This is a genomic window from Umezakia ovalisporum Ak1311 (assembly GCF_029891685.1).
Taxonomy (GTDB): Bacteria; Cyanobacteriota; Cyanobacteriia; order Cyanobacteriales; family Nostocaceae; genus Umezakia; species Umezakia ovalisporum.
In genome coordinates this window covers 63,977-88,634 of the sequence record NZ_JANQDJ010000044.1, presented here as the reverse complement: position 1 = coordinate 88,634, position 24,658 = coordinate 63,977, and the positions used below count along the sequence as shown (strand labels likewise).

Here is a 24,658-nt window from a genome sequence, read left to right as displayed (position 1 = left end):
GCTTATCTAATTTTACAACTTGTATCTGTTCCTAAACAATGGGGTGAAAAGATGTTAGATAAATTCCGCTACCTTCAAGCTTGTATGTGTCAACAAATCAGTTATGTTCATTGGATGGAAGATATTATGAGATGTTGACATTTTCACCTTTGATAGGACTACTATATATAACTATGTAAAGTTTTGTAACGACATTCAACATTTCTGGGTTTGAGCAAATTTTTAGCAAATTTTTAGTTTTGTCCACATGACTTTAATACCAATAAAGCCACTGCTACAAGATGTAATATAAGTTGTTCATATCACAAGATTTTATTCTGAAGTCTGTATAAAGGTACTTCATCTATCTAAAGATAGATATTCAAATTAAAATCAAATATAATATAGACTACAACTTGACACAAGTTAAGTGCCGTGGCCAGCGGGTGGAAGCTATATGCATCAGCATCACACCGTAAAAAAAAGAGTGAGAGAAGGCATATCAAGCGCCTCTGGTCTCTCACTCTGGCATTTGCCACTGTAGTGATCAGGAATATGTACAGGCGCTGTCCTTTATTTAGGGGGCTAATGTGTATATCAATGACAACGCTTATACAGATTTAATTTTCCTGGTGCGACAAATACCAAGCCTAATTTTTAAAACACTGGTCAAGATTCAGTTAGTCTTGATTATTTCTATTAACAGGACCCTCTTTGTTTTTTGTCTTCTACAATTTAACTCAGTTCACCTCAGCGTGGTTGCCATTTTGGCAGTTTTTTAGATTTTTCTCTTTGCTCGTTGGTCAGACTTTATAAAATCGCTAAAAAGCACGGAAGCCACTTGGGTTCAGGGAGCCGAGGAAGCTCCAGAGAGGGAATTTATTCGCTCCCAATAACTAACCATGATGCGTATCTTCTGATGGTTTCAAGATTAATGCAGACTGTCATGGCGCTGCTAACATTTTGAGAAGGGTAGCGGTGATGCTAAAAATTGATTTTGGCAGAATCATAGGGGCTGTTTATGTCAGCCTAAGAAAGTTAGTGTATGGACTCTTCAGAAGTCCCCGGTTTTCTACATCGGGGAGGCTTAACGCTAGATAGTACCAGTTTTAAATTTTAGGTTTTGAATTTTGAATTGTTTTTTTATTCGTCTAGGATAATTTTCCTATGACCAAGGGTCTGAGTACTCAGCAGTTTTCAGAACCAGATTAATATTTCTGTAAAATTGTAGACAAAGAATTGTTTTTACGAATATCCATCAACTCTGCCAAACTTTCTTTACTTTTATGCAGTCGATGCCTATTTTCTGTTGGTAGCGCTCTTACTTCAGATTCTGATTTGGCAACGGTGACTACAGGCTTGAGTGGTTGCAAGGGTACAAAAACTGGCTCACTCTCTAAACTTGTTGGTTTTAAGTTTGAGTGACGATTTGGTGTGAAGGATCTTGAGGTGCGATGGCTGTTGATGAGTTTGCGGCGAACTTGTTGAGGCTGATGAGGACAGTTGATTAGCCGGACAATTATTAAGCAACCACTTGCACAACTGAGGGCAATGGCAACTACCAACCATAAGGGTGTAGGATTGCTGTTCTCAGAGGTTGTTATGATTGGTTTTTCCACGACAGCAGAAATTTCTTCTACTTCTGGTTTGTCTACACTGTCAACATAACCCAAGCTATATAAAGCTAAACTGGCAGTTGCCATCATCATTGTTAAGAACGCAGTTAACAATAATCCCGGATGACGTATAAGCAGATAAATAAAAATATTTGAGCTACCTATGAGTCCGGATTGAGTTTTTGTTCTATCTCTGAGTTGGTTTGGCTTTCCATTTAGGCTCTGATTCTGTTTCATAATGACTTTCAGATTTTTCCCCTCTAGGCAACGATTGTAGTGGAGGAGTTAACCATGAGGTAACCGTAGCCAAAATTAGGAATTCAGTAGCTTTTTTTGTGGAAACATTCGCTACTAAATTCTATTTTTTGGTGCAATGAGGAGCTTTAGTCAAATGACTTTAACTTATTACCAGAATGCCTTTCTAGGGCTAATTGAATTAACCGATCCACTAATTCAGCAAAGGGTATACCGCTATAAGCCCAGAGTTGGGGATACATACTAGTAGCAGTAAAGCCTGGTAAAGTGTTGATTTCGTTGATCAATACTTCCCCACTGGCTTCTATAAAGAAAAAGTCTATCCTTGCGAGACCAGCAGCGTCAACAGCTGCAAAGGCTTGTAATGCCATGTCTTGGATTTGGCGGCTCACAGCATCTGGAATCGGTGCGGGAATCAGTAAATCTGCTTTACCTGGCGTATATTTAGTTTCATAATCATAAAAGTCACTATCGAAAGTAATCTCTCCGACGATAGAGGCTTTGGTTTGCTCATTACCTAATACAGCACATTCTACTTCCCTAGCAACTACCCCTGCTTCTACAATTAGCCGTCTGTCATAAGTAGCAGCATTGTCTAAAGCCGCTTCTAACTCTTGGCGCGATCGCACTTTGGTAATACCCACCGATGAACCCAAGTTAGCAGGTTTGACAAAGCAGGGATAACCTAAAGCTGACTCAATTTCATCGCATAGTTTAGGGAACACACAAGGATTTGACCAAACTTGCCCTCTCGTTAACGCCTTGTATTTCACCTGGGGCAATCCTGCTTGCTGAAAGGCCATTTTCATGGCAATTTTATCCATACCCACAGCCGAACCTAACACCCCTGAACCAACAAAGGGAACTTGCATTAATGTGAGTAACCCTTGAATAGTACCGTCTTCACCATTGGGACCGTGCAGAATGGGAAACCAAACATCTGCTACATCTGTGACTTGGGAAAGCGATCGCCATGGGCTTAGGTTTTGGACTTCTAAGTGTGGAATACCAGACTCTATAACTTCTTGGGATATTTCTTTCCCTAACCAGCATCCATCTTCCTGGATGTAAAAAGGTATAATTTCGTACTTACTAGCATTTTGCTCTGCACTTAAAGCTTTAGCGATCGCCCGTGCTGAACTAATTGAAACTTGATGCTCCCCGGAACGACCCCCAAACAGCAGTCCCACCCGCAGCTTAGTCATTTATAGTACCTTTTACTCTTCGCAGATAGCGTATCATAACCTGCTCAGGTTACTATATTTTTTTCTAGTGAGGAAAAATATAACTTTGATCTGTGGGGAACTAACTATATGCTTCAATATTTTTGTTATTCAAACTTAATACCAACCGTTGTGGAGAGGTTTATGGAATATCTCTATATTCTTTACGCCTTATGTGAGATGGGGTAGCAAAAAAGAAGGGGAAACCACAGGATAAAGGTAACGACACCAAAGCTTGAGGTTTCCTAATGAATATAGTAGAAGGTTCCACCCTATTGACGACAATTTTTGCGCTAATGATGATTGGTATCAACAAAAAGGCTATTGTTACCTACCGTTATTGCCAAGGCCATCACCAAAATTCACGGATAGTGAGATGTTAACACCGTTGGTAGCAATGGATTTTTTCCCATACCCAGGAGAACAAAAGTTTTTAGGGTTCGTGAGGGCAAATTATTTGAGTTTGTTTCCAAAACTGTTAGACCAAAGCCAGTTCAACCCCAGAGCCAGAGGATTAGAGGGAATGCTGGAAGAATTAAGACGTTTTTGCCTTGGAGACTTGGGGGCAATGTTTTAACGTACCTTGGTGTTAGATACAAAACCAATACCTGTAGTTGGCTATAAACGTGACAAAAGCCAAAGTGAATTTACAGTGCTGATTATGGCTGGTGTGCCGGTGGCAAAATGAATTACTTTGGCTACAAGTTAGTTCTGGTCAGCACTCTCAATGGTATTCCCTTGGTTTATTCTTTAGTGCCAGCCACTACAGATGAACCTTTAGCAGTAGAATCGGTTTTAGATTCCGTTCGCGGCTGCCGTATCCTTGCAGATAAAGGATTTATCGGTGGTGAATGGCAAAGCGATATTGCTAAAACTACGGGTAATCAAATTTTTACTCCAAAACGAGCTAATCAGCTTCAACAACAGCCAAAAGCTTTTGAGGGTTTGCTCAATCGCCTGCGCCAGGGTGTTGAAGGGGTATTTCACGAGGTGCAAAATACCGGAGGTAATTTGGAGCGCCTATTGAGGAAGAAAGTTGGTGGTATCTGCGTCCATGTTGCTGCCAAAATCGCCAGTTATACTCTAGGCATTTTTCTGCGTCTTCGTTTTGGTATTGACGTTCTTACCTTTGAACAGCATCCTCTGGCTTAATTCACATAAGGCGTTATTTGCTACAAAATATATAACCAAATTTACAGTAAAAAATCACAAAAAACCTATTTATTTCAATTTGAATTCATCAAACTTTACCACATCTGAATCTGGTTTACGGGTATCAAAATAATAGCTACTAACTACACCTATACCTGTATCAAAGATACTAAAAACAGTGATATCATTACTGGCTATATAAGGAAGCGGTTGACCATCTTCGGCTAACAAAGGTGCAATTGTTGGTGTGACTGGTTCCAAACCGTAAGGATTCCCAAGTGCAACATAATCTTCTTGATATCCAATTGGTACTTCTCGTTTTTTGTTTCCCCAAGCAGCACCATAGGAGTTACCCACATTGGAGGTTTCCAAAAAGTGCATCCCACTAGGACTAACAAAGCGATTCCATAAATGGGAATGTCCATATAAGACTAATTGCACATTAGCAGCTTCTAGTAAGGGGAGAACATCACGGTTAATATAATCTGCGTGTTTGGGATATTCGTAACGTACTGCGGTAATTTTGCCTTGTTGGTTACTTTCAATGATCTGCACTGGATTAGTGTAGGGAGGAACAATGTTATCACCGAGAGTATGGGGTGGGTGATGAAACATGACAACTTTGTATTTTGCTTTTTGAAATTCTAGACTGTTAAGTTCTGCTTCTAACCAATTATATTGCTGACTACCTTTAGCAATTGACTCAAAAATAAACTGTCCATAACCCCAATTTTCTCGGTTATCTAAATTCTGGGCTGGTTCTGTATATCTACTTTTACGTACTGTATCTAATTTGGGTGTACGCCACATATTCGTAACATAAAGTACCACTAAACGCACATCACCAAAACTGACGGCATAATACTTTTTACCACCTGGTTTACTTTCGGGTAGGCTGAAAATTTCTTCGTAGGTATGAGTATTAAATGAATTATCTATTAAAGATTTGCCACTGTATAATTTTTGAGCGACGTCACGGGGAATGGTATCGTTAAATTCGCTGTTTAAACTATCTGTTCTCCCCCATCGCCCCATCACTTCATGATTGCCAATGGCTGTAAACATAGGGGCGTGTTGAATAATTTCGCCACCTGTATAAATGGTTTTAACGCGATTGTATGTCATTTCATAATTAGCACGACCTTGTAAAACCGGAAAGAATGCACCACCCCGACTATCATCAAACCATTCTGAGGCGCGATCGCTTACATTAATTAAATCACCAGCGAACCATACTCCATCTACTTGTCCCACCGTTTCCACCACCTTTTGCAGATTTGCAGATGTCATCGGTTTTAACTGATGATCTGAAGTCAGGAGAATTTTCAGTGCTTGACCTGGTTTTGGGTTGGGTGCGAGGGTAAAAACATTGCTGCTGACACTGAGGCCATCTGAGCAGATACTTGTAATACGATACGGAACACGTACACCAGGCGTTAACCCAATCACTTCCGCTTCGTGTCGCCAGATGTCACGTATTATCGGTTGATTTGTAGTGAGATTTACTAGGTTTGATTTCTGGTCTTCTCGTGTGCGGCTGAGTTTAGTGGTCTTGGCACAAGTTGATTGGTCGAGATTTTTCCCGTAGGTAACTATGTGTTTTTTGCCAAGAAATTCCGTAAACCAAACTACTTGCACTGATTTATCAGTTGGTAGCTGCAAAAATGGGTCAGTCAGCAAGTGCAGTGGTGAGGTCATAGTTGTTTGCCCCAATAAAGGCACGCTTACAGGGTAAAGCATAGCACCAACAAAATGAGTAATGTTAACATTTCGTAACTTAACACTCAGCAAACAGTCACAGCAACCATGGTAAAAATATGTGGGTTGACTTTGCCCTTGCTGTGATCGCCTTGTATTAGCTCAATACCTTGTATAAAGATAATTTCGGCCTTTAATTAGCTTGAGAGTACACAATAAATTTGCCTGATTTAGATAGTATTATGCTCCGTTTAACCATTATTAAACCATTTATAAAATGAGAGAGGTTGCTATAAAAATGAGAGACTTTCTTATACACTTCTTATACAACATATATACTCATGTTTTTTTTAAAAATTTTATATTTTCGAATGTATATTTTTTTTTGTCAAGGGATTGATTATTTTTTGACTATGCTGTTATAGTGTCATCAGTGTCAGAGAAACATCACGTTTCTACACACGCAATAAGATAGCTTAGACCGTTGAAATAAATCACTCGAGGAGCAAACATATGGCAGTTGAAAAAACCAACTCTTCTTCTAGCTTGGCAGAAGTAATCGATAGAATTCTTGACAAAGGTATCGTAGTTGACGCTTGGGCTCGTGTTTCCTTAGTTGGTATCGAATTACTGGCTATCGAAGCTAGAGTTGTAATCGCTTCCGTAGAGACCTACTTGAAGTATGCAGAAGCTGTAGGTTTGACCCAATCCGCAGCGGTTCCTGCATAATAACTAATTAACGCAATCGTAGAATAACTAGTTAGTTATTCTACGCAAAACCTTTAATAGTAAGACTTTAAGGATCTAATCTTTAAATTCACGGTATTTAATTAAGAGTAATTCCTTTTTTAGAATACCAACATTTATAGATGGGATCCTTTATGAAGTCATCTTGACGGGTACTCGTACTAGTTTTTCTTTACTTTTGTTTGTATTGGATTACTAGGGAAAAAACTTTTAATAGCTTCTGTCAAAAAAACGCCTGAAACATGCAGAAGCTGTCAGCCTAACTAGGCATACAGTCTTACTTCCCAAACTGCCTAAGTTTATCATTCTCAGGAGAATTCCATGTCTGTAGCTTTAATGCAAAGAATTCATCAAGAGAATCGCTCGTTAGCGCAAGCAACTCAAGAATTTTTAGCAACCACCGCTAATGAGCGATTTGCTCAAGCTCAACAACAAGCTTCAGAACTACGTGCGTTCCAGCAAAAACTAGAGCAAGAAACCAACGATTTTTTAGCAGCCACTGCTGAAGAACGTATTGCTAAAGCTCAGAAACAAAGGCAAGATCTAAGCCAATTCCGTCAGGATTTGTTTATGAGTGTTATCGGTGTACCTGTCCGTTAACTCAGTTTTAGTAAACATATCTTGCCTGTTAAAGAATCGGGCTAAATTCTAAACCCCCTTTATCTTTCAGTTGCATAACTGGTAATACAAGGGGTTAATTAATAAGATTAATTGAACGAAAGAGTGATTTTTAGTCTGATAATTTAGTAAAATAAATACATTGAGCTAATAAAGCAGTAAACTTACTACTTTTAATAAAGTAGTATTTTTGCTGTGCTTTGTGTATTATTATAGATAACCTGAGCACGTCCAGCGAATAATCGCTAGCCATTACTAATTGCATCTTCGTCAAAACAGGAGGAAAACAGGAAACTTCAGGAAATTAGTTAAGATGGAAACGATGTCGCAGTAGCGCCTTGTTATCAACTTGTAATCCCACAGTCTTATAAAAGCTTAGTTTGTTTAAAACCTCTGATTTATGACCATCACTAACACCTCTAATAAAAGAGCAGTTCTTCGTGTCCGTGCAGGCCAATTTGTTATGACCCCCCCCATTGAGAAAGTAGCGAATAGAGCTTTACGCTACCTCAAATCAGGTTTTCCTGTTCACTTGCGAGGACCAGCCGGAACTGGGAAAACAACTTTAGCGCTGCACATAGCTCATCGTCTCGACAGTCCAGTAATGTTACTGTTTGGAGACGACGAATTTAAAAGTTCAGATTTGATTGGTAGTGAAACTGGTTACACCCGTAAAAAGCTGCTGGATAACTACATTCACAATGTTGTTAAAGTAGAAGATGAGTTAAGACAAAATTGGGTTGATTCTAGACTTACTTTGGCGTGTCGGGAAGGTTTTACCTTGGTCTACGATGAATTTAACCGTTCACGCCCGGAAGTTAATAACGTTTTACTTTCAGCTTTAGAAGAAAAAATTCTCAGCCTACCCCCTAGCAGTAATCAGCCAGAATATCTACACGTTAGCCCCCAGTTTCGCGCTATCTTTACATCCAATCCTGAAGAATACTGCGGAGTTCATGCAACGCAAGATGCTTTAATGGATAGGTTAGTAACTATTGATATGCCGGAACCAGATGAGATAACTCAAACCGAAATATTAATTCAGAAAACAAATATAGATCGACAATCTGCAGATTTAATAGTCGAGTTAGTAAAATCATTTCGTTTCGCTATCCGAGCCGAAAAAAGCTCCGGCTTACGCTCTTGCTTGATGATTGCTAAGGTGTGTGTAGACCACGCTATTTTAGCACTGCCACAGAATCCAGAATTTCAGGAGATTGTTATAGATGTTCTGTGTAACCGCAGCAATTTATCTATGAGCGAAGCCAAAAATGTTTTTCTTGAACTACTCCAACAGAACTACAAGACAGATTTAGGAAAAGTTGACCTTCTTGGTAAAGAAGTTTACAACTACTAATCTTTAGCAAACAGCGGGATTGCATATAATTAAATGCTTTCCCTTGTTAAAAAAACGAATTGTTTTTCAGCAAAATCGCCTTGTTTATACCAATTAAGAGTTGAATCGCTTGTGAATTCTACCCCTATACTGCCAACACGTCATCAGACAAACTCAAGTAGAGGTATTACTACATCTACTCAAGGCTCGAATTTAGCAGATATTTTAGAAAGAGTTCTAGATAAAGGAGTTGTTATTGCCGGTGATATTTCTATATCCATTGCATCAACTGAACTGATACACATTCGGATTCGTTTGCTAATCTCCTCCGTGGATAAAGCGAAAGAGATGGGTATCAATTGGTGGGAAAATGATCCTTACCTGAGCAGCAAAGCCCAACGTTTATCGGAAGAAAATCAAAACCTGCAACATCGTTTAGAGAATTTAGAAGCACAAATAAAATTACTGAAATCTGCCAACAATGTAGAAGAGGAAACAAATCTACCTGCCAACAATAACGATTCCCAGGTGAACGATTAATCAATTTTTTGGTAAAAAACACATAACCTAGTAAGATATACGAAACATAATCTGAAACATAACTGATTAAGTTGCATTACAAGAAAATCAAACTTTAGGTTGTATCTTTAGAAATGCCTTGTCATTCATCTGACAACTTTAATGATTTACCAACCAAAGCTTCTAAACAAAACAATGAAGCAGGTTTGGCTCCTTTATTATTGACTGTATTAGAATTAGTACGTCAGCTAATGGAGGCTCAAATAATTCGCCGTATGGAAGAGGATTTGCTGTCTGAATCTGACTTAGAGCGAGCGGCGGAAAGTTTGCAGAAGTTAGAAGAACAAATATTGCACCTCTGTGAGATATTTGAAATTGAGCCATCGAATCTAAATTTAGATTTAGGAGATTTTGGTACTTTGTTACCTCAATCTGGTTCTTATTATCCAGGGGAAACCAGTAGTCAATCTTCAATATTAGAATTATTAGATAGGCTTTTAAACACTGGTATTGTTGTAGACGGGGAAATAGACTTAGGTTTAGCTCAACTCAATTTGATTCATGCTAAGTTACGTTTAGTTTTGACATCAAAGTCTGTCTAATCAAAGGTTATCAGTCGTAATAATTAATTAATAAATGAGTTTGTAGTTATGGGTCTTTATTTGTATGGCATTTTTCCCGATATGATTCCTGCGTCCATTAATATTAAAGGGTTAGATGCACAACCTGTTGGTGCTGAAGTGGTTGATGGATTTACTTTTTTATATTCAGAAGCCTGTAAAGAAAAATATATGGCTTCTCGACGTAATTTATTAACTCATGAAAAAGTTTTAGAAGAAACAATGAAAGAGGGATTTCATGTTCTTCTACCTCTGCAGTTTGGATTGGTTGTCACAGATTGGGACGCAATAAAGGCGCAACTCATAGAACCATATAAAGAACAATTAAAAGAATTATTCAAAAAATTAGAAGGACAAAGAGAGGTGAGCGTTAAAATCTTCTGGGATAGCAAATCTGAGCTACAAGCCATGATGGAATCTGATCCTGACTTGAAACAAGAACGTGACAAGATGGCAGGAAAACAATTAAGTATCGAAGAGGTGATTTATATTGGACAGTTAATTGAAAGTAATTTGCTGGATCGTAAACAAGCTGTAGTTGAAGTTTTTTCCAGTCATCTCAATCCTTTAGCTAAAGAGGTTATGGAAGGTGAACTGATGACGGAAGAAATGATTTATAACAGTGCATTTTTGATTCCTTGGGAAAGTGAGTCTATGTTTAGCGAACGTGTGGAAGCCATTGATAAACAATTTGGCGATCGCCTACGTATTCGCTACAACAATTTTACTGCACCCTATACATTTGCCCAACTGGCTGAATAATCAAACCAATTTCAGTTATTAAAATACCTGTTTCCTTGCAATATCATAGGAGCTTTGACTATGTTGCTGAAAGCTTTACTAACACCAATAATGGGTCCTATTAGCGGAGTAGTTTGGATCGCGGAGCAGATTCAAGAACGAGCCAACACTGAATTTGATGAGCAAGAAAATCTCAATAAACAATTATTGGCTTTGCAACTTTCCTTTGACATGGGTGAAATTAGCGAAGAAGAATATGAGGCTCAAGAAGAAGAAATTCTACTAAGAATGCAAGCATTGGAAGCAGAATCTAGAGAAGATGAAGCTTTAGAAGAAGAACCTCAGTCAACAGTACAATTTGAACAAGATGGGGACTCAGATGTTCAAGGAGAGGAAACCCCAGATTTAGTCTTGCTATCCTAATATGTGAAGCAACATATCTGACATACTACACCGCACCCTATATGAGTATTTAGGAAGCTTAATTACACTGAAAACACGGCGGTGCTACCCGGGAATAGAGGAGATGCTTCAGTATAATCTTTATTGAAAAAAAATAACTGTAATCTATATACTGGAGCTGATTATACCGAGGTAAAATAGCAAAAACTAACTTTTGTGCATTGTGTGCAAAAGAAAAATTACACTCACCAAACACAGAAATTTTTATAGTTGGGGCGGGAGTGTAAAAGCATAAAAAATGTCACCAACTCAATATTCAATTTCAAGGATATGGTAATTCTTGGATTCAACAGAGTGAAAATCTTGATTAGCATGAGGTGAAATAGAATTTTCCGTCTCCCTTGCATCGGCTGCGCGCATTTTCTTAACCGCTTTTTCCGTTTCTTCTATTTGGTGATTGAGCGTATTCAAACGTTGCTTAAGCACACCCATCCGTTCATTTATGAAATGTAATTCTCTTTGAATACGTTCCTTTTCAGTTGCCATTTGATAAAGTTCTAATTGACTTGATGCCTCACTTCTATTCCGGGGCATAGTACTAACCTTAGGCCTGATAATACTACGCTTATGAATCTTTTTCATGGAAAATACCTGATGGTTTCACAACATTATAACTAAGTTTGCGCTGTCAATGTTTAAAGGTTATGTAAATATTTACTTAACTATTTTCCTCAAGTTTATGATTTGTTAGGTTGAACAGACATTGCTTATGATCATTAAAAGTCATTAGTAAAATTTTATGGCTCAATGAATTCTCTGGCTCATATAAATGAAAATTGAATTTTCTTGAGCCAGTAAATTACTTAATTATCGAAATCTTCAAAAATTTAGTTAAAAATTTACTACTGAATATGTAAAGTTATATTAAGAGAAGCGAAAAATTTCTGATATTGAGTTAGCAAAATAACCAAAAGTATGGTATATTTTTTACAAGCCCTTAATATCATTATCAAGTAAACCAGTAAGAAAATACATCAGTATCAGTCAAGTCTATGGCACTAAAAGACCTTTACAGTTATGCTTTTGTAGAAAAACCGAGATTTGCGCTGACTTTGCCACAAGGTGCTGCTAGCCAACTAGTGCTGATTGATGGTACTGACATTTCGGTCATAGTAGAGCCTGGAATAACTTTAGAGTCTTTTCAAGATGATGATCAGAAGATTATCAAGATGGCCTTATGTCATGACCGAGTTATTTGTGAGCTTTTTCAACAGATTACAGTTTTACCGTTGCAGTTTGGGATATGTTTTGATTCTGAGCAGAATCTACTGGTGCATCTAGAAGCAAATACAGAAAAATATCGTAACCAGCTAGAAAAAATCAATGGTAAAACTCAATTTACCTTAAAATTAATTCCTAAAGTATTAGAAGAATTAATGCCAGTACAAGGAAAAGGTAAAGATTACTTTTTGGCTAAAAAGCAGCAGTATCAAAATCACCAAAACTTTATTATTGGCCAAACAGCAGAAAAAGAAGCTTTGATTGATTTAATTGCAAAAGTCAATAAATACCCCGTTGTAATTGAAGAAAAAGAAGAAGAAGTCCGTATTCATATTTTAGTAAATACTGAAGATAAAAATCTATTCTTGGATGAAAGGTTAAGTTGGGAGAATGCTTGTCCCCGGTGGGATTTATTATTGAGTGATTCTCTACCGCCTTACCACTTTATTTGATTAAATTTATTGATTTTTAACGTGATAGTTTTAAATTTATTATGGACCAGTACGATTCACTTAACTTAGTCATGTTTAGCGGCAAAGGTGGAGTTGGTAAAACTACTGTCTCTTGCGGTTTCGCTCGATATTGGGCAAGAAAGTTCCCAGAATCAAGGATTTTGCTAATTTCTACAGATCCTGCACATTCTTTAGGAGATGTATTACTTTCAGAAGTAAAAGATCATGCTTCACCATCAACAGATCTGCCTAATTTGACTGTTCGAGCTTTAGATGCTCAAAAATTGTTAGTGGAATTTAGAGCAAAATATAGTCGATTTTTAGAACTTTTGGTTGAGCGGGGTAGTTTAGCAGACGGAGAAGATTTAGCTCCAGTTTGGGATTTGAATTGGCCTGGCTTAAATGAATTAATGGGATTGTTAGAAATTCAACGTCTACTTTCTGAAAAAGCTGTAGATCGTATAGTGCTTGACATGGCTCCTTCAGGCCATACATTGAATTTATTAAAATTAGAAGATTTCTTTGATGTCATTCTCAATTCATTTGACTTGTTTCAAGAAAAACATCGTGTCATCACAGAAACCTTTGCGGGTAGCTACACCGATGATGAAGTAGACAAGTTTCTAGTTGATATGCACTTTCAACTAGCAGAAGGGAGAAGACTGCTGCAAGATCAGACATTTACAGGTTGTTTGGTAGTAACAATTGCTGAACCTATGTGTTTAGCAGAAACTGAACGATTTTTAGAGAATTTAAGCAATATTCATATTCATTCAGCCGGAATTATCATCAATCGGATCATTACAAATAAAGAGATAGATCCTGACCGCTACACAGAGCAACAGAATTTAATTGATAAATTCTTAAGAATTGCCGACAATGAACCTGTTTTTCTCGTGCCACAACAAGCTAAACAACCCTTAGGTGGCTTGGCATTAGATGCACTAATAGAAAAATTCGAACAAATCGATACAGTTGAACTTTCTTCACCGCCAATAATTCAATGGCCTAGTAAAATTCCCCCAAGCTTTATTGACTTTGTAGACGCAGGATATCAATTAATTATCCTGGGTGGGAAAGGCGGAGTTGGCAAAACAACAGTTTCCGCAGCTTTAGCCTGGGGTTTAGCTAATCGTCATCCTCAACAGAAAATTCGTGTAATATCCATAGATCCTGCCCATTCCTTGGGAGATGCCTTTGGACAAAAATTGGGACATCAACCCTCATTATTAGCAACTAATTTAACCGGACAAGAAATTGATGCTGATGAAATATTAGATCAGTTTCGTACGGACTATCTCTGGGAGTTAGCAGATATGATTAGTGGTCAGGGTACAGAAACCAATAGCACAGTAGATATTGCTTATCTTCCAGGAGCTTGGCGACAAATCATGTCTCAAGCTTTACCAGGGATTGATGAGATACTATCCCTAATCACGATCATGGACTTATTGGATAGCAACCAGCAAGATTTGATTGTTTTAGATACTGCTCCCACAGGGCATCTGCTACAATTTTTGGCAATGCCATCTGCTTTAGGAGATTGGTTGTCGTGGATATTTAAGCTATGGATAAAGTATCAAAATGTCCTAGGTCGAGTTGATTTAATTGGGCGCTTGCGTCATCTACGTCAACAGGTTGTACAAGCCCAAAAGAAATTGAAAAACCCACAGCACACCCAATTTATAGGTATAATTCAGGCTGAACCTGCGATTATAGCTGAACACGTACGTTTAACAGAGTCCCTGAAAAATATGGGTATCGAACAACGCTATGTGGTTCAAAATCGTTATAGTCCAGAAGTAGAAGTTGATCCCAACCTATTCCCGGAACAAACCATCATTCGCTTACCTTATTTACCTAGGTCTGTGGAACCGTTTGCCCGTATTCAAGGAGCTGCAAATCTTTTATTTGACTTTGATTAATCAACATCAAATTTAAGCTGAATGTAGCATCAGAATAATATAGATATCTCGCTTCATTTTGAGAGGAATGTTATGAGTGATTTATTCAAGGGGTTTGAGCAGTTCATAGAATTGGTCAAAACTCTAGAAGAAAAAGTTGAAAAGGGAGAAATCAAAACAGATGTGCAATTTAACTCACGCTCCTTAAATAATATTCCCAGAGCAGGTAATATTCCCCGTACTAATTATAGAACTAGTAATGTTGGTACCACCTCAATTCGTACTCCCCCCCCTACGCCTAATGAAGCAGGCTCATCTGAACCGGTGGAACAACCTGAAGCTAATTCAGGTATGACGCTAAAAGATATTGGGGGATTGGGTCAAGAGTTGAAAGAACTCAAAGAATTGATTGCGATTCCTTTAAAACGTCCTGACCTACTGGTTAAGTTGGGATTAGAACCTACACATGGTGTATTGTTAGTTGGACCGCCAGGAACTGGCAAAACATTGACCGCTCGCGCATTAGCTGAAGAACTGGGGGTTAACTACATTGCTCTTGTGGGGCCAGAAGTTATTACTAAATATTACGGTGAAGCAGAGCAAAAACTGCGGAGCATTTTTGAAAAAGCTGCCAAAAACGCTCCCTGTATTATTTTTATTGACGAAATTGATAGCTTGGCCCCCGACCGCAGTGCTGTGGAGGGAGAAGTAGAAAAGCGCTTGGTAGCACAATTACTAAGCTTAATGGACGGCTTCTCTCAGAACAAAGGCGTGATTTTACTGGCGGCCACTAATCGTCCTGACTATCTTGACCCGGCGCTACGTCGTCCCGGACGCTTTGACAGAGAAATCCAGTTTCGAGTTCCAGATAGCAATGGGCGCAAAGAAATTCTGGAAGTTCTAACTCGCGCCATGCCGTTGGACGATACAGTTAATCTTGAATTTATTGCCGAGCGCACTGTGGGATTTGTGGGGGCTGACTTGAAAGCTGTTTGTCAAAAAGCAGCTTACTCAGCCTTGCGTCGTCAAGTCCCTTCTATTGAAATGCAAATTCCAGAGACCATGACGATACAGCAATCTGATTTTTTGCAGGCTCTCAAAGAAATTAAACCAGCAGTACTTCGCAGTATGGAGGTGGAAGTGCCCCATGTGGAATGGGAAGATATTGGTGGTTTAGAAACCATTAAGCAAACCTTGCGGGAATCAGTGGAAGGGGCTTTACTGTATCCAGAACTATACAAACGCACGAAAGCCAAAGCACCAAAAGGAATATTGTTATGGGGCCCTCCGGGTACTGGTAAAACACTACTAGCTAAGGCCGTGGCTTCCCAAGCTAGAGCTAACTTTATTGGTATTAACGGCCCAGATTTGCTCAGCCGTTGGGTCGGAGCCAGTGAACAGGCGGTAAGAGAATTATTTGCTAAAGCCCGACAAGCAGACCCCTGTGTTATATTCATCGATGAACTCGATACATTAGCCCCAGCACGGGGGACTTACACTGGTGATTCTGGTGTAAGTAACCGGGTGGTAGGGCAATTACTGACGGAGTTAGATGGTTTAGAATCGGGGTCTAACATTTTGGTAATTGGGGCTACTAATCGTCCTGATGCCATAGATCCTGCTTTATTACGGGCAGGACGGTTGGATTTGCAATTGAAGGTAGATTTACCAAATTCAGATAGTCGGTTAAAGATTTTACAAGTTTACAATCAGGGCAGACCTCTGTTAAATGTGGACTTGGAACATTGGGCTAACATGACAGAAGGTTGGAATGGCGCAGATTTGGTATTATTATGCAATCAGGCCGCTGTAGAAGCAATTCGTCGGTTTAGGTCTCAAGGTGAAACAGATACTGCTGCGATCAAGATTACTGTTGATGATTTCCAAGCTTCTTATCAAGCTTTAAGCCAACAACGTACAATTTAGTTGAATTTTTGATAGGGGTAAAGCAACAAGTTCTTTGAGAAATCCTCTAGTATTAGGTGGGCTTTGCCCACCCCAATCAATAATCTGCTTTCTTGCTGCTGACATACCCAAAATATCTTCAAGCTTGGGCATATCTTCCACAGCAACAACTCACCCTTGATCCTCAAAACCGAGGATTTTATCAAGTTTCAAATTAATTTGAAATAATATTGTAAACCGAGATATTTTAAAATCTAAAACCCTCATTTAACAAAAGATTTATATTTATTTATAGGTTGTGTTGAGGTGCAAAACCCGGTACTATTTACCTTAACAAACCTTCAATCTCCTCATCGGTAAAACCAAATTGCCTATGTGTAAAAGTTCATTTTTGTTTCTCTATACATTAAGTTTAGGATGAAAAGAAAGTATTAAGTCACAGCAAACTCAGTTAATTTACGATTTTCTGGATCATGAAAAGCTAAAACAATATCTTCTTTTGGTACACCTTCCCTTAATAACTCAGTAGCAATTCCTTCCTTAGTCCAATCCTTTTCAATGTAAATCTTAGCATTTCATTTTTACTGCGAACATAAAGGGTAATTGCCTTCACTCGTTTTCTTTCATTCCAACCCACATCGAACCACAAATACTGATGTCTTTCTTAACCAAAGGACAACACTGTGTCAACTCCACAAATATTAGGAGTTTGACTAGCTATTTGATCATATTCTGTTAATATTTTTGTTTCTTGCGTAGATTTTATGGTAATCGAGGATTGATAACAACAAAACCCTTACGGGGTAAGTTTATAAACAATTATGCCAAATATTTTCAATGAAACGCCAACACAATAAGACTTTCAATGATTTTGAACTGGGTTCTCCATAAAAAGTACCGAAGAACCATATTTTTTTGATAACTGCACGATAATTATTGAATTTATCCATTGAAAAATTTCCTTTTGAAAAATGTTAACTACAATTATTAAAATTTTATATTCTTCTATTACGAGTTTAATACCTTTCATTTGAAAAAATGTTTCATAAGCCTCTTGTTCAATAGCTAAGTAAAGACAATAGTTAGGATGTAATTGTCGTAGCAGTGTAGGGTATAAAATACATCCGCCTAAAGCACATTGAAACTCATTCATTAGGGACAGACTCAAAAAACTTTTAATTTCAACTACAATATTAGTGTCCTCTTTTTGTGCAGAAAATAACTTTTTTCCGGCAAGATCACCAAATAGTTTTAGTCCTTCATATCTAATGGTGTAAGGATCACGAATTATCTGCAAACCATCCTTAACTAAAGCGTTTTTAAATCCGTCATGGTAGAGACCTTTGCTGGCATTGCTTGGCCTAGCAATCAACTGTTATAACGTTCAGGTGAGTCTATCCAGACCCACCCTAGGGCAAATTATACCAAAGCTGCCTGTTCCTCCTTACTAATCACCCTACCCTCATCCTCAAAACCGACGATTTGATCAAAGTTCAAATACCGATACAAATTATCAGCAAAAGGATGAATTTTTTCCGCCACAATATCTAAATATTCCGGCACTGTGGGAATGCGTCCCAGCAACGCACAAACGGCGGCTAATTCTGCGGAACCAAGGTAAACTCGCGCATCTTTACCCATGCGATTGTTGAAATTACGCGTTGAGGTAGAAAATACAGTGGTACCATCTGCAACCCGCGCTTGATTACCCATACACAAACTACATCCAGGCATTTCTGTACGCGCATTTGCCCCTACAAAAATTTTATACACACCTTCTTGTTTGAGTTGCTGTTCGTCCATGCGGGTGGGTGGACAAATCCACAGGCGAGTTTTGACCACACCTGCACCTTCTAACACTTTACTAGTGGCTCGATAATGACCTATATTTGTCATACAAGAACCAACGAATACTTCTTGTACTGGGTCATTAGCAACTGCCGACAATAATTTTACGTTATCGGGGTCATTGGGTGCAGCGACAATGGGTTCTGTGATTTCGTTCAAATTAATTTCAATGATTTCTGCATACTCTGCATCTCCATCAGCTTCCATCAGAGTGGGGTTAGCTAACCATTCTTCCATTTTCGCCACCCGGCGCATAATGGTGCGTGCATCAGTGTAACCCCTAGCTACCATGTTCTTTAACAGGGTGACATTGGAACGCAGATATTCCGAAATTGTCTCGACACTCAGCTTAATTGTGCAACCTGCACAAGAACGTTCTGCGGAAGCATCAGTGAGTTCAAAGGCTTGTTCTACTTTCAAATTTGGCAAGCCTTCCATTTCCAAAATTCGCCCAGAAAAGACGTTTTTCTTGTTTTTCTTTTCTACTGTTAACAAACCTTTCTGAATGGCGACGTAAGGAATGGCATTGACAATATCTCGTAAAGTAATACCAGGTTGCAATTCCCCTTTGAACCGCACTAATACTGATTCTGGCATATCCAAGGGCATGACACCCAATGCACCGGCAAAGGCTACTAACCCGGAACCTGCGGGGAAGGAAATACCCAAGGGGAAACGGGTATGAGAGTCGCCGCCTGTTCCTACGGTATCGGGCAACAGCATCCGGTTTAACCAAGAGTGAATAATACCATCCCCGGGACGTAAGGCAACACCACCGCGTTGGGCAAAGAAATCTGGTAATTCTTGATGAGTTTTAATGTCCACTGGTTTGGGATAAGCCGCTGTGTGACAGAAACTCTGCATCACTAAATCTGCACTAAAACCCAGACAAGCGAGTTCTTTTAATTCATCACGGGTCATGGGGCCTGTGGTATCTTGAGAACCAACGCTGGTCATAATGGGTTCGCAAGATGTACCCGGACGGACACCAGGTAAACCGCAAGCTTTACCCACAATTTTCTGGGCAAGGGTGTAACCTTTCCCTGTATCGTGGGGTGGTTGAGGACGAATAAATACATTACTTGGTGATAAACTGAGGGCTTCCCGGGTTTTGTCGGTGAGGGTACGTCCAATCAGTAGGGAGATACGTCCACCAGCGCGGACTTCATCCAAAATGGTTTCCGGTTTAAGTGTAAAGGTGGAAATAACTTCGCCGAGCTGGTTGGCAATTTCGCCTCTGTAGGGATGGATGGTAATTACCATACCAGTTTCTAAGTTGGTGACATCGCATTGAATAGGCAAAGCACCAGCATCTTCGGCAGTGTTAAAGAAAATTGGCGCGATGGCACCACCTAAAATGTACCCTCCAGCACGTTTATTGGGTACATAGGGTATATCATTTCCTAAGTGCCACAATACCGAGTTAATGGCGGACTTCCGGGAAGAACCAGTACCCACAACATCGCCTACATAAGCTACGGGGTATCCTTTTTTCTTCAATTCGGCAATGGTTTCTAAACTTCCTGGTTGCCGTGACTCTAACATAGCTAAGGCGTGTAAGGGAATATCCGGCCTTGTGGTGGCGTGGGTGGCTGGGGATAAGTCATCGGTATTGGTTTCCCCAGGGACTTTAAATACTGTGACTGTGATAGCTTCTGCTAGTTTCTCACGACTGGTAAACCATTCCGCATTGGACCAGGATTCAATTACCTGCTTGGCGTAAGGATTGCTTTGGGATAATTCCAAAACATCATGAAAGGCATCATACACTAAGAGAATTTTACTCAGAGCAGTAGCAGCGTGGGCTGCGATCGCTTCATTCTCGGAAACTTGTAGTAAATCGATTAAGGATTGAACGTTGTATCCTCCTACCATAGTTCCCAGTAATTCTACTGCGGCCATGGGAGAAACTAAAAAACTGGTAATTTCGCCTTTGGCAATGGCTGTGAGAAATCCAGCTTTGACATAAGCTCCTGCATCTACACCGGGGGGTACGCGATCACGCAATAAATGTAATAATGTGTCTTCTTCACCTGCTGGCGGATTTTGCAACAATTCGCAAAGTTCTGAGGTTTGCTTGGCATCCAATGGTAAGGGAGGAATACCGAGTTGAGCGCGTTCCGCAACATGATGACGGTATTGTTCTAGCATTTTTGTGTTCTCCATTGGGATGTTCTTCCCTTAATTATCAAATATTTTTCGGCAAAAATTAGCTATAAAGGTTTGCGTCAATTTTGCTTTATCCTGAAAGTATTTTTTTCATCAACTGAATATCTTTAAACTTTCATACAATATAATTTGTGCGTGGCATCACTTTTTTTGGATATGTCAAAAACTTACAACGTTGAAATTCACCACCAAGGCAAAACTTATACTTTACAGGTTCCTGAAAATGAAACTATCTTGTCAGTAGCTGATGTCGGTGGGCTAGATTTACCCAGTTCTTGTCACGCAGGAGTTTGTACTACTTGTGCTGCTCTAATTACTGAGGGAACTGTAGATCAAACTGATGGGATGGGGGTTAGTCCAGACCTACAAAAACAAGGTTATGCTTTGCTGTGTGTTGCTTATCCCCGTTCTGATTTGAAAGTGGAAACAGAGAAGGAAGAAATAGTTTATCAGTTGCAATTTGGTAAGGGCTAATAAGTTGGTGTTGAGTTATTAGTAACCTAAAGTTAACGTGATCTCGATAAGTGTTGTTTTGACCTGACCTCCAGCCCTCTCCTGACTAAGGAGAGGGGGATAAAACCTTGATTTTTTGCCTTGTTCTTTGTCGCTGTTGCAGAAACAAAGGTTATAAGGGAGGAGTTCATCAAATTGACGTTAAACTTATTTAATAATGGGTAACTAACATCAGCTATTCTAGAAACTGGAAATATAAAGGAATAATCGGGATGACAACTCATTTTATTACCGCAGAAGTTGACTGGCAAGAAACTCCCAGTGAGCTGCAAAAAGCAATTGAAGCAGAATTGCAAAAGCAAGGTGAACCTCTGCGGTGGGCGATAACTTCTGTAGACACAACACAGCAAAAAGTTGCTGTTGAAGCGGTGGTGACTTTGAACTCTTGATTAATCGAGTGAATCAACGTCCTTATACAGCGATTTTAATTATACCAACTGGGGTGGGGGCAGCCATTGGGGGTTATGCTGGTGATGCTTTACCAGTGGCTAAGGTTATCTCACAGGTGTGCGATCGCCTAATCACCCACCCCAATGTCCTCAATGCGGCCAGTTTGTACTGGAACCTCCCCAACACTTTTTATGTTGAAGGTTACGCACTTGATCAATTCGCCTCTGGATCCTGGGGTTTACGTCCCGTGCGTAATAATAGAATAGGTTTACTTTTAGATCAAGGCATTGAATCAGCACTGCGGCTAAGAAACCTACAAGCGGCGGACGCAGTGAGAGCTACTCTTGGTTTAACCCTTACAGATTATGTAATTACTGACGCACCTTTAAATGTGCAATTACGTACGTCACCATCAGGAGCAAGTTGGGGAACAATTGGTAACCCCGATAGTTTGCTCAGGGCGGCTGAAGTACTAATTAACAAAGCCAATGCAGAAGCGATCGCAGTTGTAGCCCGGTTCCCCGATGATATAGATGAAGCAACAGTAGAAAACTATCGTCGTGGCCAAGGTGTAGACCCCTTAGCCGGAGCAGAAGCCGTAATCAGCCATTTAATAGTGCGAACCTTTCAAATTCCCTGCGCCCATTCTCCAGCTATAGCGAGCTCACCCCCAGAACCTAATTTATCGCCTCGTTCCGCAGCCGAAGAAATAGGTTATACTTTTTTACCATGTATTCTTGTGGGTTTAAGTCGCGCTCCACAATTTATTATAGAAAAAGAGTCAATTACATCTTTAGCAGATGATATTTGGGCAGATCAAGTAGATGCAATCATTGCACCTGCAAACTGTTGTGGTAGCAGCGCCTTGATCAGTTTAAACCAAAGGCAATGCCGAATTATTACTGTGGAAGAAAATCAAACCATCATCCAAGTTCCCCCCCACGCTTTAGGAATAACTGCTATACAGGTAAACTCATATTTAGAGGCAGTAGGTGTATTAGTAGCTGACAAAGCAGGGATAAATCCCTTTGCCCTTAGTCCTAAAATATCGTCATTAAAGCCACTAACTCTTTAAGTTCCCCAGTTCCCAGTCCCTATTACCCAAAAACTCGTGGTTGAACAACAAAATCAAGAACCAGAAATCCCATACTTGACACGCACCCAAGTATTAGTAGCTATGGGAGTGACTGCAATTCTGTTATGGATAGTCGCTAGGGTATGGTTAGCCTATGGAAATTTTTACCTTTTTAGATGGTACTGGTCACCAACAGATTTACTCTTAGGCTTAGGGCTAGGGTTAATCATCACAATCTTAAGTGGTTTAGCTTATGGCCTTTGTCCTCCCTACCGTAAAAGTGCGGACTATTATCTCAATATAGTCATCAAGCCTTTAGCTTTACCTGACTTGATTTGGTTAGGCTTACTCCCAGGGTTAAGTGAAGAATTATTGTTTCGGGGTGTGATGCTGCCAGCTTTGGGCTTAGATAATGTAGCTGTGATTGTATCTAGTCTGTCCTTTGGTGTTTTACATCTCAGCAGTCCTCAACAATGGCCTTATGTGATTTGGGCAACTATCATTGGGTTAATTTTAGCCTTTAGTGCCTTGTTTACTGGTAACTTGTTAGTGCCAATTGTTGCCCACATGGTCACAAATTGGATTTCTAGCTGTTTCTGGAAATTACGCCGAGTTTAAATTGATATGACCAGCAGCCTTAATTAACTCTTGCTGCAGCCAGTGCGATGGCCTGTGGTAAAATGCGGTGTTCTTGAATTTGAATCCTAGCGTGGAGCGTTTCTAAAGTATCATCTACTAACACCGGCACAGCAGCTTGGATTAATATAGGGCCGCTGTCCACTTCTAAACAAACTAAATGTGCTGTACAGCCAGTAATTTTCACTCCAGATGCTAGGGCTTGTTGTACAGCATTAATACCTTTAAAACTAGGCAACAAACTAGGATGAATATTAATGATCCTGTCTGTAAAGGCATCAATTAATATCGGTGTCACTAGACGCATCCAACCAGCCATAATCAGCCAATCAACATCATATTGCTTCAAAGTCTGGACAATTTCACTGTCAAATGCTTCGCGGCTAATGTAGTCGCGGTGATTCAACAATACAGATTCTACACCTCTATGATCCGCTCGGATGGCAGCTTTAGCTGAGGGGTTATTATAAATTAAAACTTGAATTTGAGCCTTTAGTTGCTCATCTGCGATCGCTTGGGCAATGGCGTCAAAATTACTGCCACTACCAGAAGCCATAATTCCCAGTTTTAAAGGACTGCTTGGGGAATGGCAATTACTAATACTGGGAAAAACCAGACTAACGGTAGAATCAGGGCAAACAGTCATAATAGTAAAGAGGAAAGATTATAATGCCAAAAACATATACCAAGTCCTGGTTAGATAATGATACATTTGCCGCTTGGACTTTTCTGATGCCGGCATTGATTTTATTAAGTATCTTCATTATTTGGCCCATAGCTTATTTGTTCTACCTGAGTTTTACTACAGGGAGCTTCACCTCATCAGGCACCACTTGGGTAGGTTTGAAGAATTATTGGCGCTTGCTACTTACCCCAGATTTTTGGCAAGTCTTGGGTAACACTATTTATTTTACCGTTGCCACGGTCATTCCTGGCTTGGTTATTCCCTTGGGGCTAGCGGTGCTATTAGACAAATCTTTAACTTTGCGAGGACTGCTACGGAGTGCCTATTTTTTGCCCTCAATTATATCCTTGGTTGCTGCTGGTTTAGGCTTTCGCTGGTTATTCCAAACTGATGGTCCGGCCAACGCATTTTTAAATTTATTGGGAATTGCACCCATTCCTTGGCTAGGAAGTACAGTTTGGGCAATGCCTGTACTAATTGTATTAAGTATTTGGAAACAATTGGGTTTTAATATGGTGGTATTCTTAGCAGGATTGCAGGCAATTCCCCCCAGTCGCTACGAAGCAGCAGAACTGGATGGGGCAAATGCTTGGCAGCAGTTTTGGAACGTTACCCTACCCGGATTACAACCTACAGTGATATTTGCTATTGTCACCACAGCGATTTTTACATTACGGAGTTTTGAGCAGGTTTATGTAATTACAGGGGGTGGACCCCTTAATTCTACTAACTTGCTGGTTTATTACATTTACCAAGAGGCTTTCGGACAATTTGATTTTGGTTACGCTGCTGCCGCTGCCACAGTGCTGTTAGCTGTTACCTCATTATTTGTTTATTTGCAGTTACAAACCTGGGGAGAAGAGTAATTCCTAATGCCTCGTTTAGAGGAGCTTC

25 protein-coding genes and 2 pseudogenes are annotated in these 24,658 nt (G+C 39.7%); 17 read left to right on the top strand and 10 right to left on the bottom strand.

All coding sequences use genetic code 11. The features are described 5' to 3' along the window. Nucleotides 1-138 (top strand): annotated as a pseudogene (locus NWP25_RS08085) (IS4 family transposase); the annotation flags it as partial. 1,049 nt (nucleotides 139-1,187) lie between these two features. Here the strand turns inward: NWP25_RS08085 and NWP25_RS08080 are convergent. After that, a complete protein-coding gene (locus NWP25_RS08080; protein ID WP_280687723.1) occupies nucleotides 1,188-1,688 on the bottom strand; it encodes a hypothetical protein in 501 nt (166 codons plus the stop codon). 290 nt (nucleotides 1,689-1,978) lie between these two features. Then, on the bottom strand, nucleotides 1,979-3,055 hold the full coding sequence (locus NWP25_RS08075) for a D-alanine--D-alanine ligase family protein (protein WP_280652744.1): 1,077 nt from the start codon (nucleotides 3,053-3,055) through the stop codon (nucleotides 1,979-1,981). Nucleotides 3,056-3,327: 272 nt separating this feature from the next. Here NWP25_RS08075 and NWP25_RS18815 point away from each other — a divergent pair. After that, a pseudogene (locus NWP25_RS18815) lies at nucleotides 3,328-4,225 on the top strand (IS982 family transposase). 69 nt (nucleotides 4,226-4,294) lie between these two features. Here NWP25_RS18815 and NWP25_RS08060 read toward each other — a convergent pair. Beyond that, nucleotides 4,295-5,923 carry a metallophosphoesterase family protein gene (locus tag NWP25_RS08060; RefSeq protein WP_280699165.1) on the bottom strand — a complete coding sequence of 543 codons (1,629 nt, stop codon included), beginning with the start codon at nucleotides 5,921-5,923 and terminating at the stop codon, nucleotides 4,295-4,297. 513 nt (nucleotides 5,924-6,436) lie between these two features. Between NWP25_RS08060 and gvpA the strand changes: the two genes are divergently transcribed. The 7 genes from gvpA to NWP25_RS08025 all read left to right on the top strand — a co-directional run bounded on the left by gvpA (nucleotide 6,437) and on the right by NWP25_RS08025 (nucleotide 10,927). After that, nucleotides 6,437-6,652 (top strand): gas vesicle structural protein GvpA, encoded by a 216-nt coding sequence (gvpA, locus tag NWP25_RS08055; RefSeq protein ID WP_280652748.1) that lies wholly within the window; start codon nucleotides 6,437-6,439, stop codon nucleotides 6,650-6,652. Nucleotides 6,653-6,991: 339 nt separating this feature from the next. Continuing rightward, nucleotides 6,992-7,270, top strand: coding sequence for a gas vesicle protein GvpC (gvpC, locus tag NWP25_RS08050; protein ID WP_280656286.1), 279 nt, complete (start codon nucleotides 6,992-6,994; stop codon nucleotides 7,268-7,270). A gap of 418 nt (nucleotides 7,271-7,688) precedes the next feature. Next, the gene (gene gvpN / locus NWP25_RS08045; protein WP_280652062.1) at nucleotides 7,689-8,645 is read left to right on the top strand and encodes a gas vesicle protein GvpN; all 957 of its coding nucleotides are present in this window, start codon (nucleotides 7,689-7,691) and stop codon (nucleotides 8,643-8,645) included. A 111-nt stretch (nucleotides 8,646-8,756) separates the two neighbouring features. Beyond that, a complete protein-coding gene (locus tag NWP25_RS08040; protein WP_280652063.1) occupies nucleotides 8,757-9,164 on the top strand; it encodes a gas vesicle protein in 408 nt (135 codons plus the stop codon). A 113-nt stretch (nucleotides 9,165-9,277) separates the two neighbouring features. Then, nucleotides 9,278-9,745 carry a gas vesicle protein K gene (locus NWP25_RS08035; protein ID WP_280699164.1) on the top strand — a complete coding sequence of 156 codons (468 nt, stop codon included), beginning with the start codon at nucleotides 9,278-9,280 and terminating at the stop codon, nucleotides 9,743-9,745. 48 nt (nucleotides 9,746-9,793) lie between these two features. Further along, nucleotides 9,794-10,525 carry a gas vesicle protein GvpF gene (gvpF, locus tag NWP25_RS08030; RefSeq protein WP_280699163.1) on the top strand — a complete coding sequence of 244 codons (732 nt, stop codon included), beginning with the start codon at nucleotides 9,794-9,796 and terminating at the stop codon, nucleotides 10,523-10,525. 60 nt (nucleotides 10,526-10,585) lie between these two features. Beyond that, nucleotides 10,586-10,927: a gas vesicle protein GvpG gene (locus NWP25_RS08025; protein ID WP_280652066.1), complete on the top strand. Its 342-nt coding sequence runs from the start codon at nucleotides 10,586-10,588 to the stop codon at nucleotides 10,925-10,927. Between the two features lie 288 nt (nucleotides 10,928-11,215). Here NWP25_RS08025 and NWP25_RS08020 read toward each other — a convergent pair whose 3' ends face one another. Beyond that, nucleotides 11,216-11,548, bottom strand: a complete 333-nt coding sequence (locus tag NWP25_RS08020) for a hypothetical protein (RefSeq protein ID WP_280652067.1) — start codon at nucleotides 11,546-11,548, stop codon at nucleotides 11,216-11,218. A 410-nt stretch (nucleotides 11,549-11,958) separates the two neighbouring features. Between NWP25_RS08020 and NWP25_RS08015 the strand changes: the two genes are divergently transcribed. The 3 genes from NWP25_RS08015 (at nucleotide 11,959) to NWP25_RS08005 (ending at nucleotide 16,469) form a co-directional block, all read left to right on the top strand. Then, the gene (locus NWP25_RS08015; protein WP_280652068.1) at nucleotides 11,959-12,639 is read left to right on the top strand and encodes a GvpL/GvpF family gas vesicle protein; all 681 of its coding nucleotides are present in this window, start codon (nucleotides 11,959-11,961) and stop codon (nucleotides 12,637-12,639) included. 41 nt (nucleotides 12,640-12,680) lie between these two features. Continuing rightward, on the top strand, nucleotides 12,681-14,564 hold the full coding sequence (locus NWP25_RS08010) for an ArsA family ATPase (RefSeq protein ID WP_280652069.1): 1,884 nt from the start codon (nucleotides 12,681-12,683) through the stop codon (nucleotides 14,562-14,564). Nucleotides 14,565-14,636: 72 nt separating this feature from the next. After that, entirely contained in the window at nucleotides 14,637-16,469 is a 1,833-nt protein-coding gene (locus tag NWP25_RS08005) for an AAA family ATPase (RefSeq protein WP_280652070.1), read from the top strand. Here the strand turns inward: NWP25_RS08005 and NWP25_RS08000 are convergent. The 5 genes from NWP25_RS08000 to acnB all read right to left on the bottom strand — a co-directional run bounded on the left by NWP25_RS08000 (nucleotide 16,446) and on the right by acnB (nucleotide 20,447). Further along, the gene (locus tag NWP25_RS08000; protein WP_280652071.1) at nucleotides 16,446-16,601 is read right to left on the bottom strand and encodes a hypothetical protein; all 156 of its coding nucleotides are present in this window, start codon (nucleotides 16,599-16,601) and stop codon (nucleotides 16,446-16,448) included. The two genes, NWP25_RS08005 and NWP25_RS08000, sit on opposite strands and share 24 nt — an antisense overlap. 278 nt (nucleotides 16,602-16,879) lie before the next feature. Then, entirely contained in the window at nucleotides 16,880-16,981 is a 102-nt protein-coding gene (locus NWP25_RS18680; RefSeq protein ID WP_280652115.1) for an element excision factor XisI family protein, read from the bottom strand. After that, nucleotides 16,963-17,085 (bottom strand): hypothetical protein, encoded by a 123-nt coding sequence (locus NWP25_RS18675; protein ID WP_374911992.1) that lies wholly within the window; start codon nucleotides 17,083-17,085, stop codon nucleotides 16,963-16,965. Before NWP25_RS18675 ends, NWP25_RS18680 begins: the two co-directional genes overlap by 19 nt. Before the next feature lie 225 nt (nucleotides 17,086-17,310). After that, entirely contained in the window at nucleotides 17,311-17,820 is a 510-nt protein-coding gene (locus NWP25_RS07990) for an element excision factor XisH family protein (protein WP_280652072.1), read from the bottom strand. Between the two features lie 47 nt (nucleotides 17,821-17,867). Further along, the gene (acnB, locus tag NWP25_RS07985; RefSeq protein ID WP_280699161.1) at nucleotides 17,868-20,447 is read right to left on the bottom strand and encodes a bifunctional aconitate hydratase 2/2-methylisocitrate dehydratase; all 2,580 of its coding nucleotides are present in this window, start codon (nucleotides 20,445-20,447) and stop codon (nucleotides 17,868-17,870) included. 174 nt (nucleotides 20,448-20,621) lie between these two features. Here acnB and NWP25_RS07980 point away from each other — a divergent pair, with 174 nt between their 5' ends. The 4 genes from NWP25_RS07980 (at nucleotide 20,622) to NWP25_RS07965 (ending at nucleotide 23,061) form a co-directional block, all read left to right on the top strand. Further along, complete coding sequence (locus NWP25_RS07980) at nucleotides 20,622-20,939, top strand: 2Fe-2S iron-sulfur cluster-binding protein (protein WP_280652074.1); 318 nt, start codon at nucleotides 20,622-20,624, stop codon at nucleotides 20,937-20,939. A 251-nt stretch (nucleotides 20,940-21,190) separates the two neighbouring features. Then, a complete protein-coding gene (locus tag NWP25_RS07975) occupies nucleotides 21,191-21,367 on the top strand; it encodes a hypothetical protein (RefSeq protein WP_280652075.1) in 177 nt (58 codons plus the stop codon). Nucleotides 21,368-21,375: 8 nt separating this feature from the next. Beyond that, nucleotides 21,376-22,443 carry a DUF3326 domain-containing protein gene (locus tag NWP25_RS07970; protein WP_280687486.1) on the top strand — a complete coding sequence of 356 codons (1,068 nt, stop codon included), beginning with the start codon at nucleotides 21,376-21,378 and terminating at the stop codon, nucleotides 22,441-22,443. Nucleotides 22,444-22,479: 36 nt separating this feature from the next. After that, nucleotides 22,480-23,061, top strand: a complete 582-nt coding sequence (locus NWP25_RS07965; RefSeq protein WP_280652077.1) for a CPBP family intramembrane glutamic endopeptidase — start codon at nucleotides 22,480-22,482, stop codon at nucleotides 23,059-23,061. 19 nt (nucleotides 23,062-23,080) lie between these two features. Here the strand turns inward: NWP25_RS07965 and purN are convergent, their stop codons facing one another. Continuing rightward, nucleotides 23,081-23,725: a phosphoribosylglycinamide formyltransferase gene (gene purN / locus NWP25_RS07960; RefSeq protein WP_280652078.1), complete on the bottom strand. Its 645-nt coding sequence runs from the start codon at nucleotides 23,723-23,725 to the stop codon at nucleotides 23,081-23,083. A 23-nt stretch (nucleotides 23,726-23,748) separates the two neighbouring features. Between purN and NWP25_RS07955 the strand changes: the two genes are divergently transcribed. Then, nucleotides 23,749-24,630: a carbohydrate ABC transporter permease gene (locus NWP25_RS07955; protein WP_280652079.1), complete on the top strand. Its 882-nt coding sequence runs from the start codon at nucleotides 23,749-23,751 to the stop codon at nucleotides 24,628-24,630. The last annotated feature ends 28 nt before the right edge of the window (nucleotides 24,631-24,658 follow it).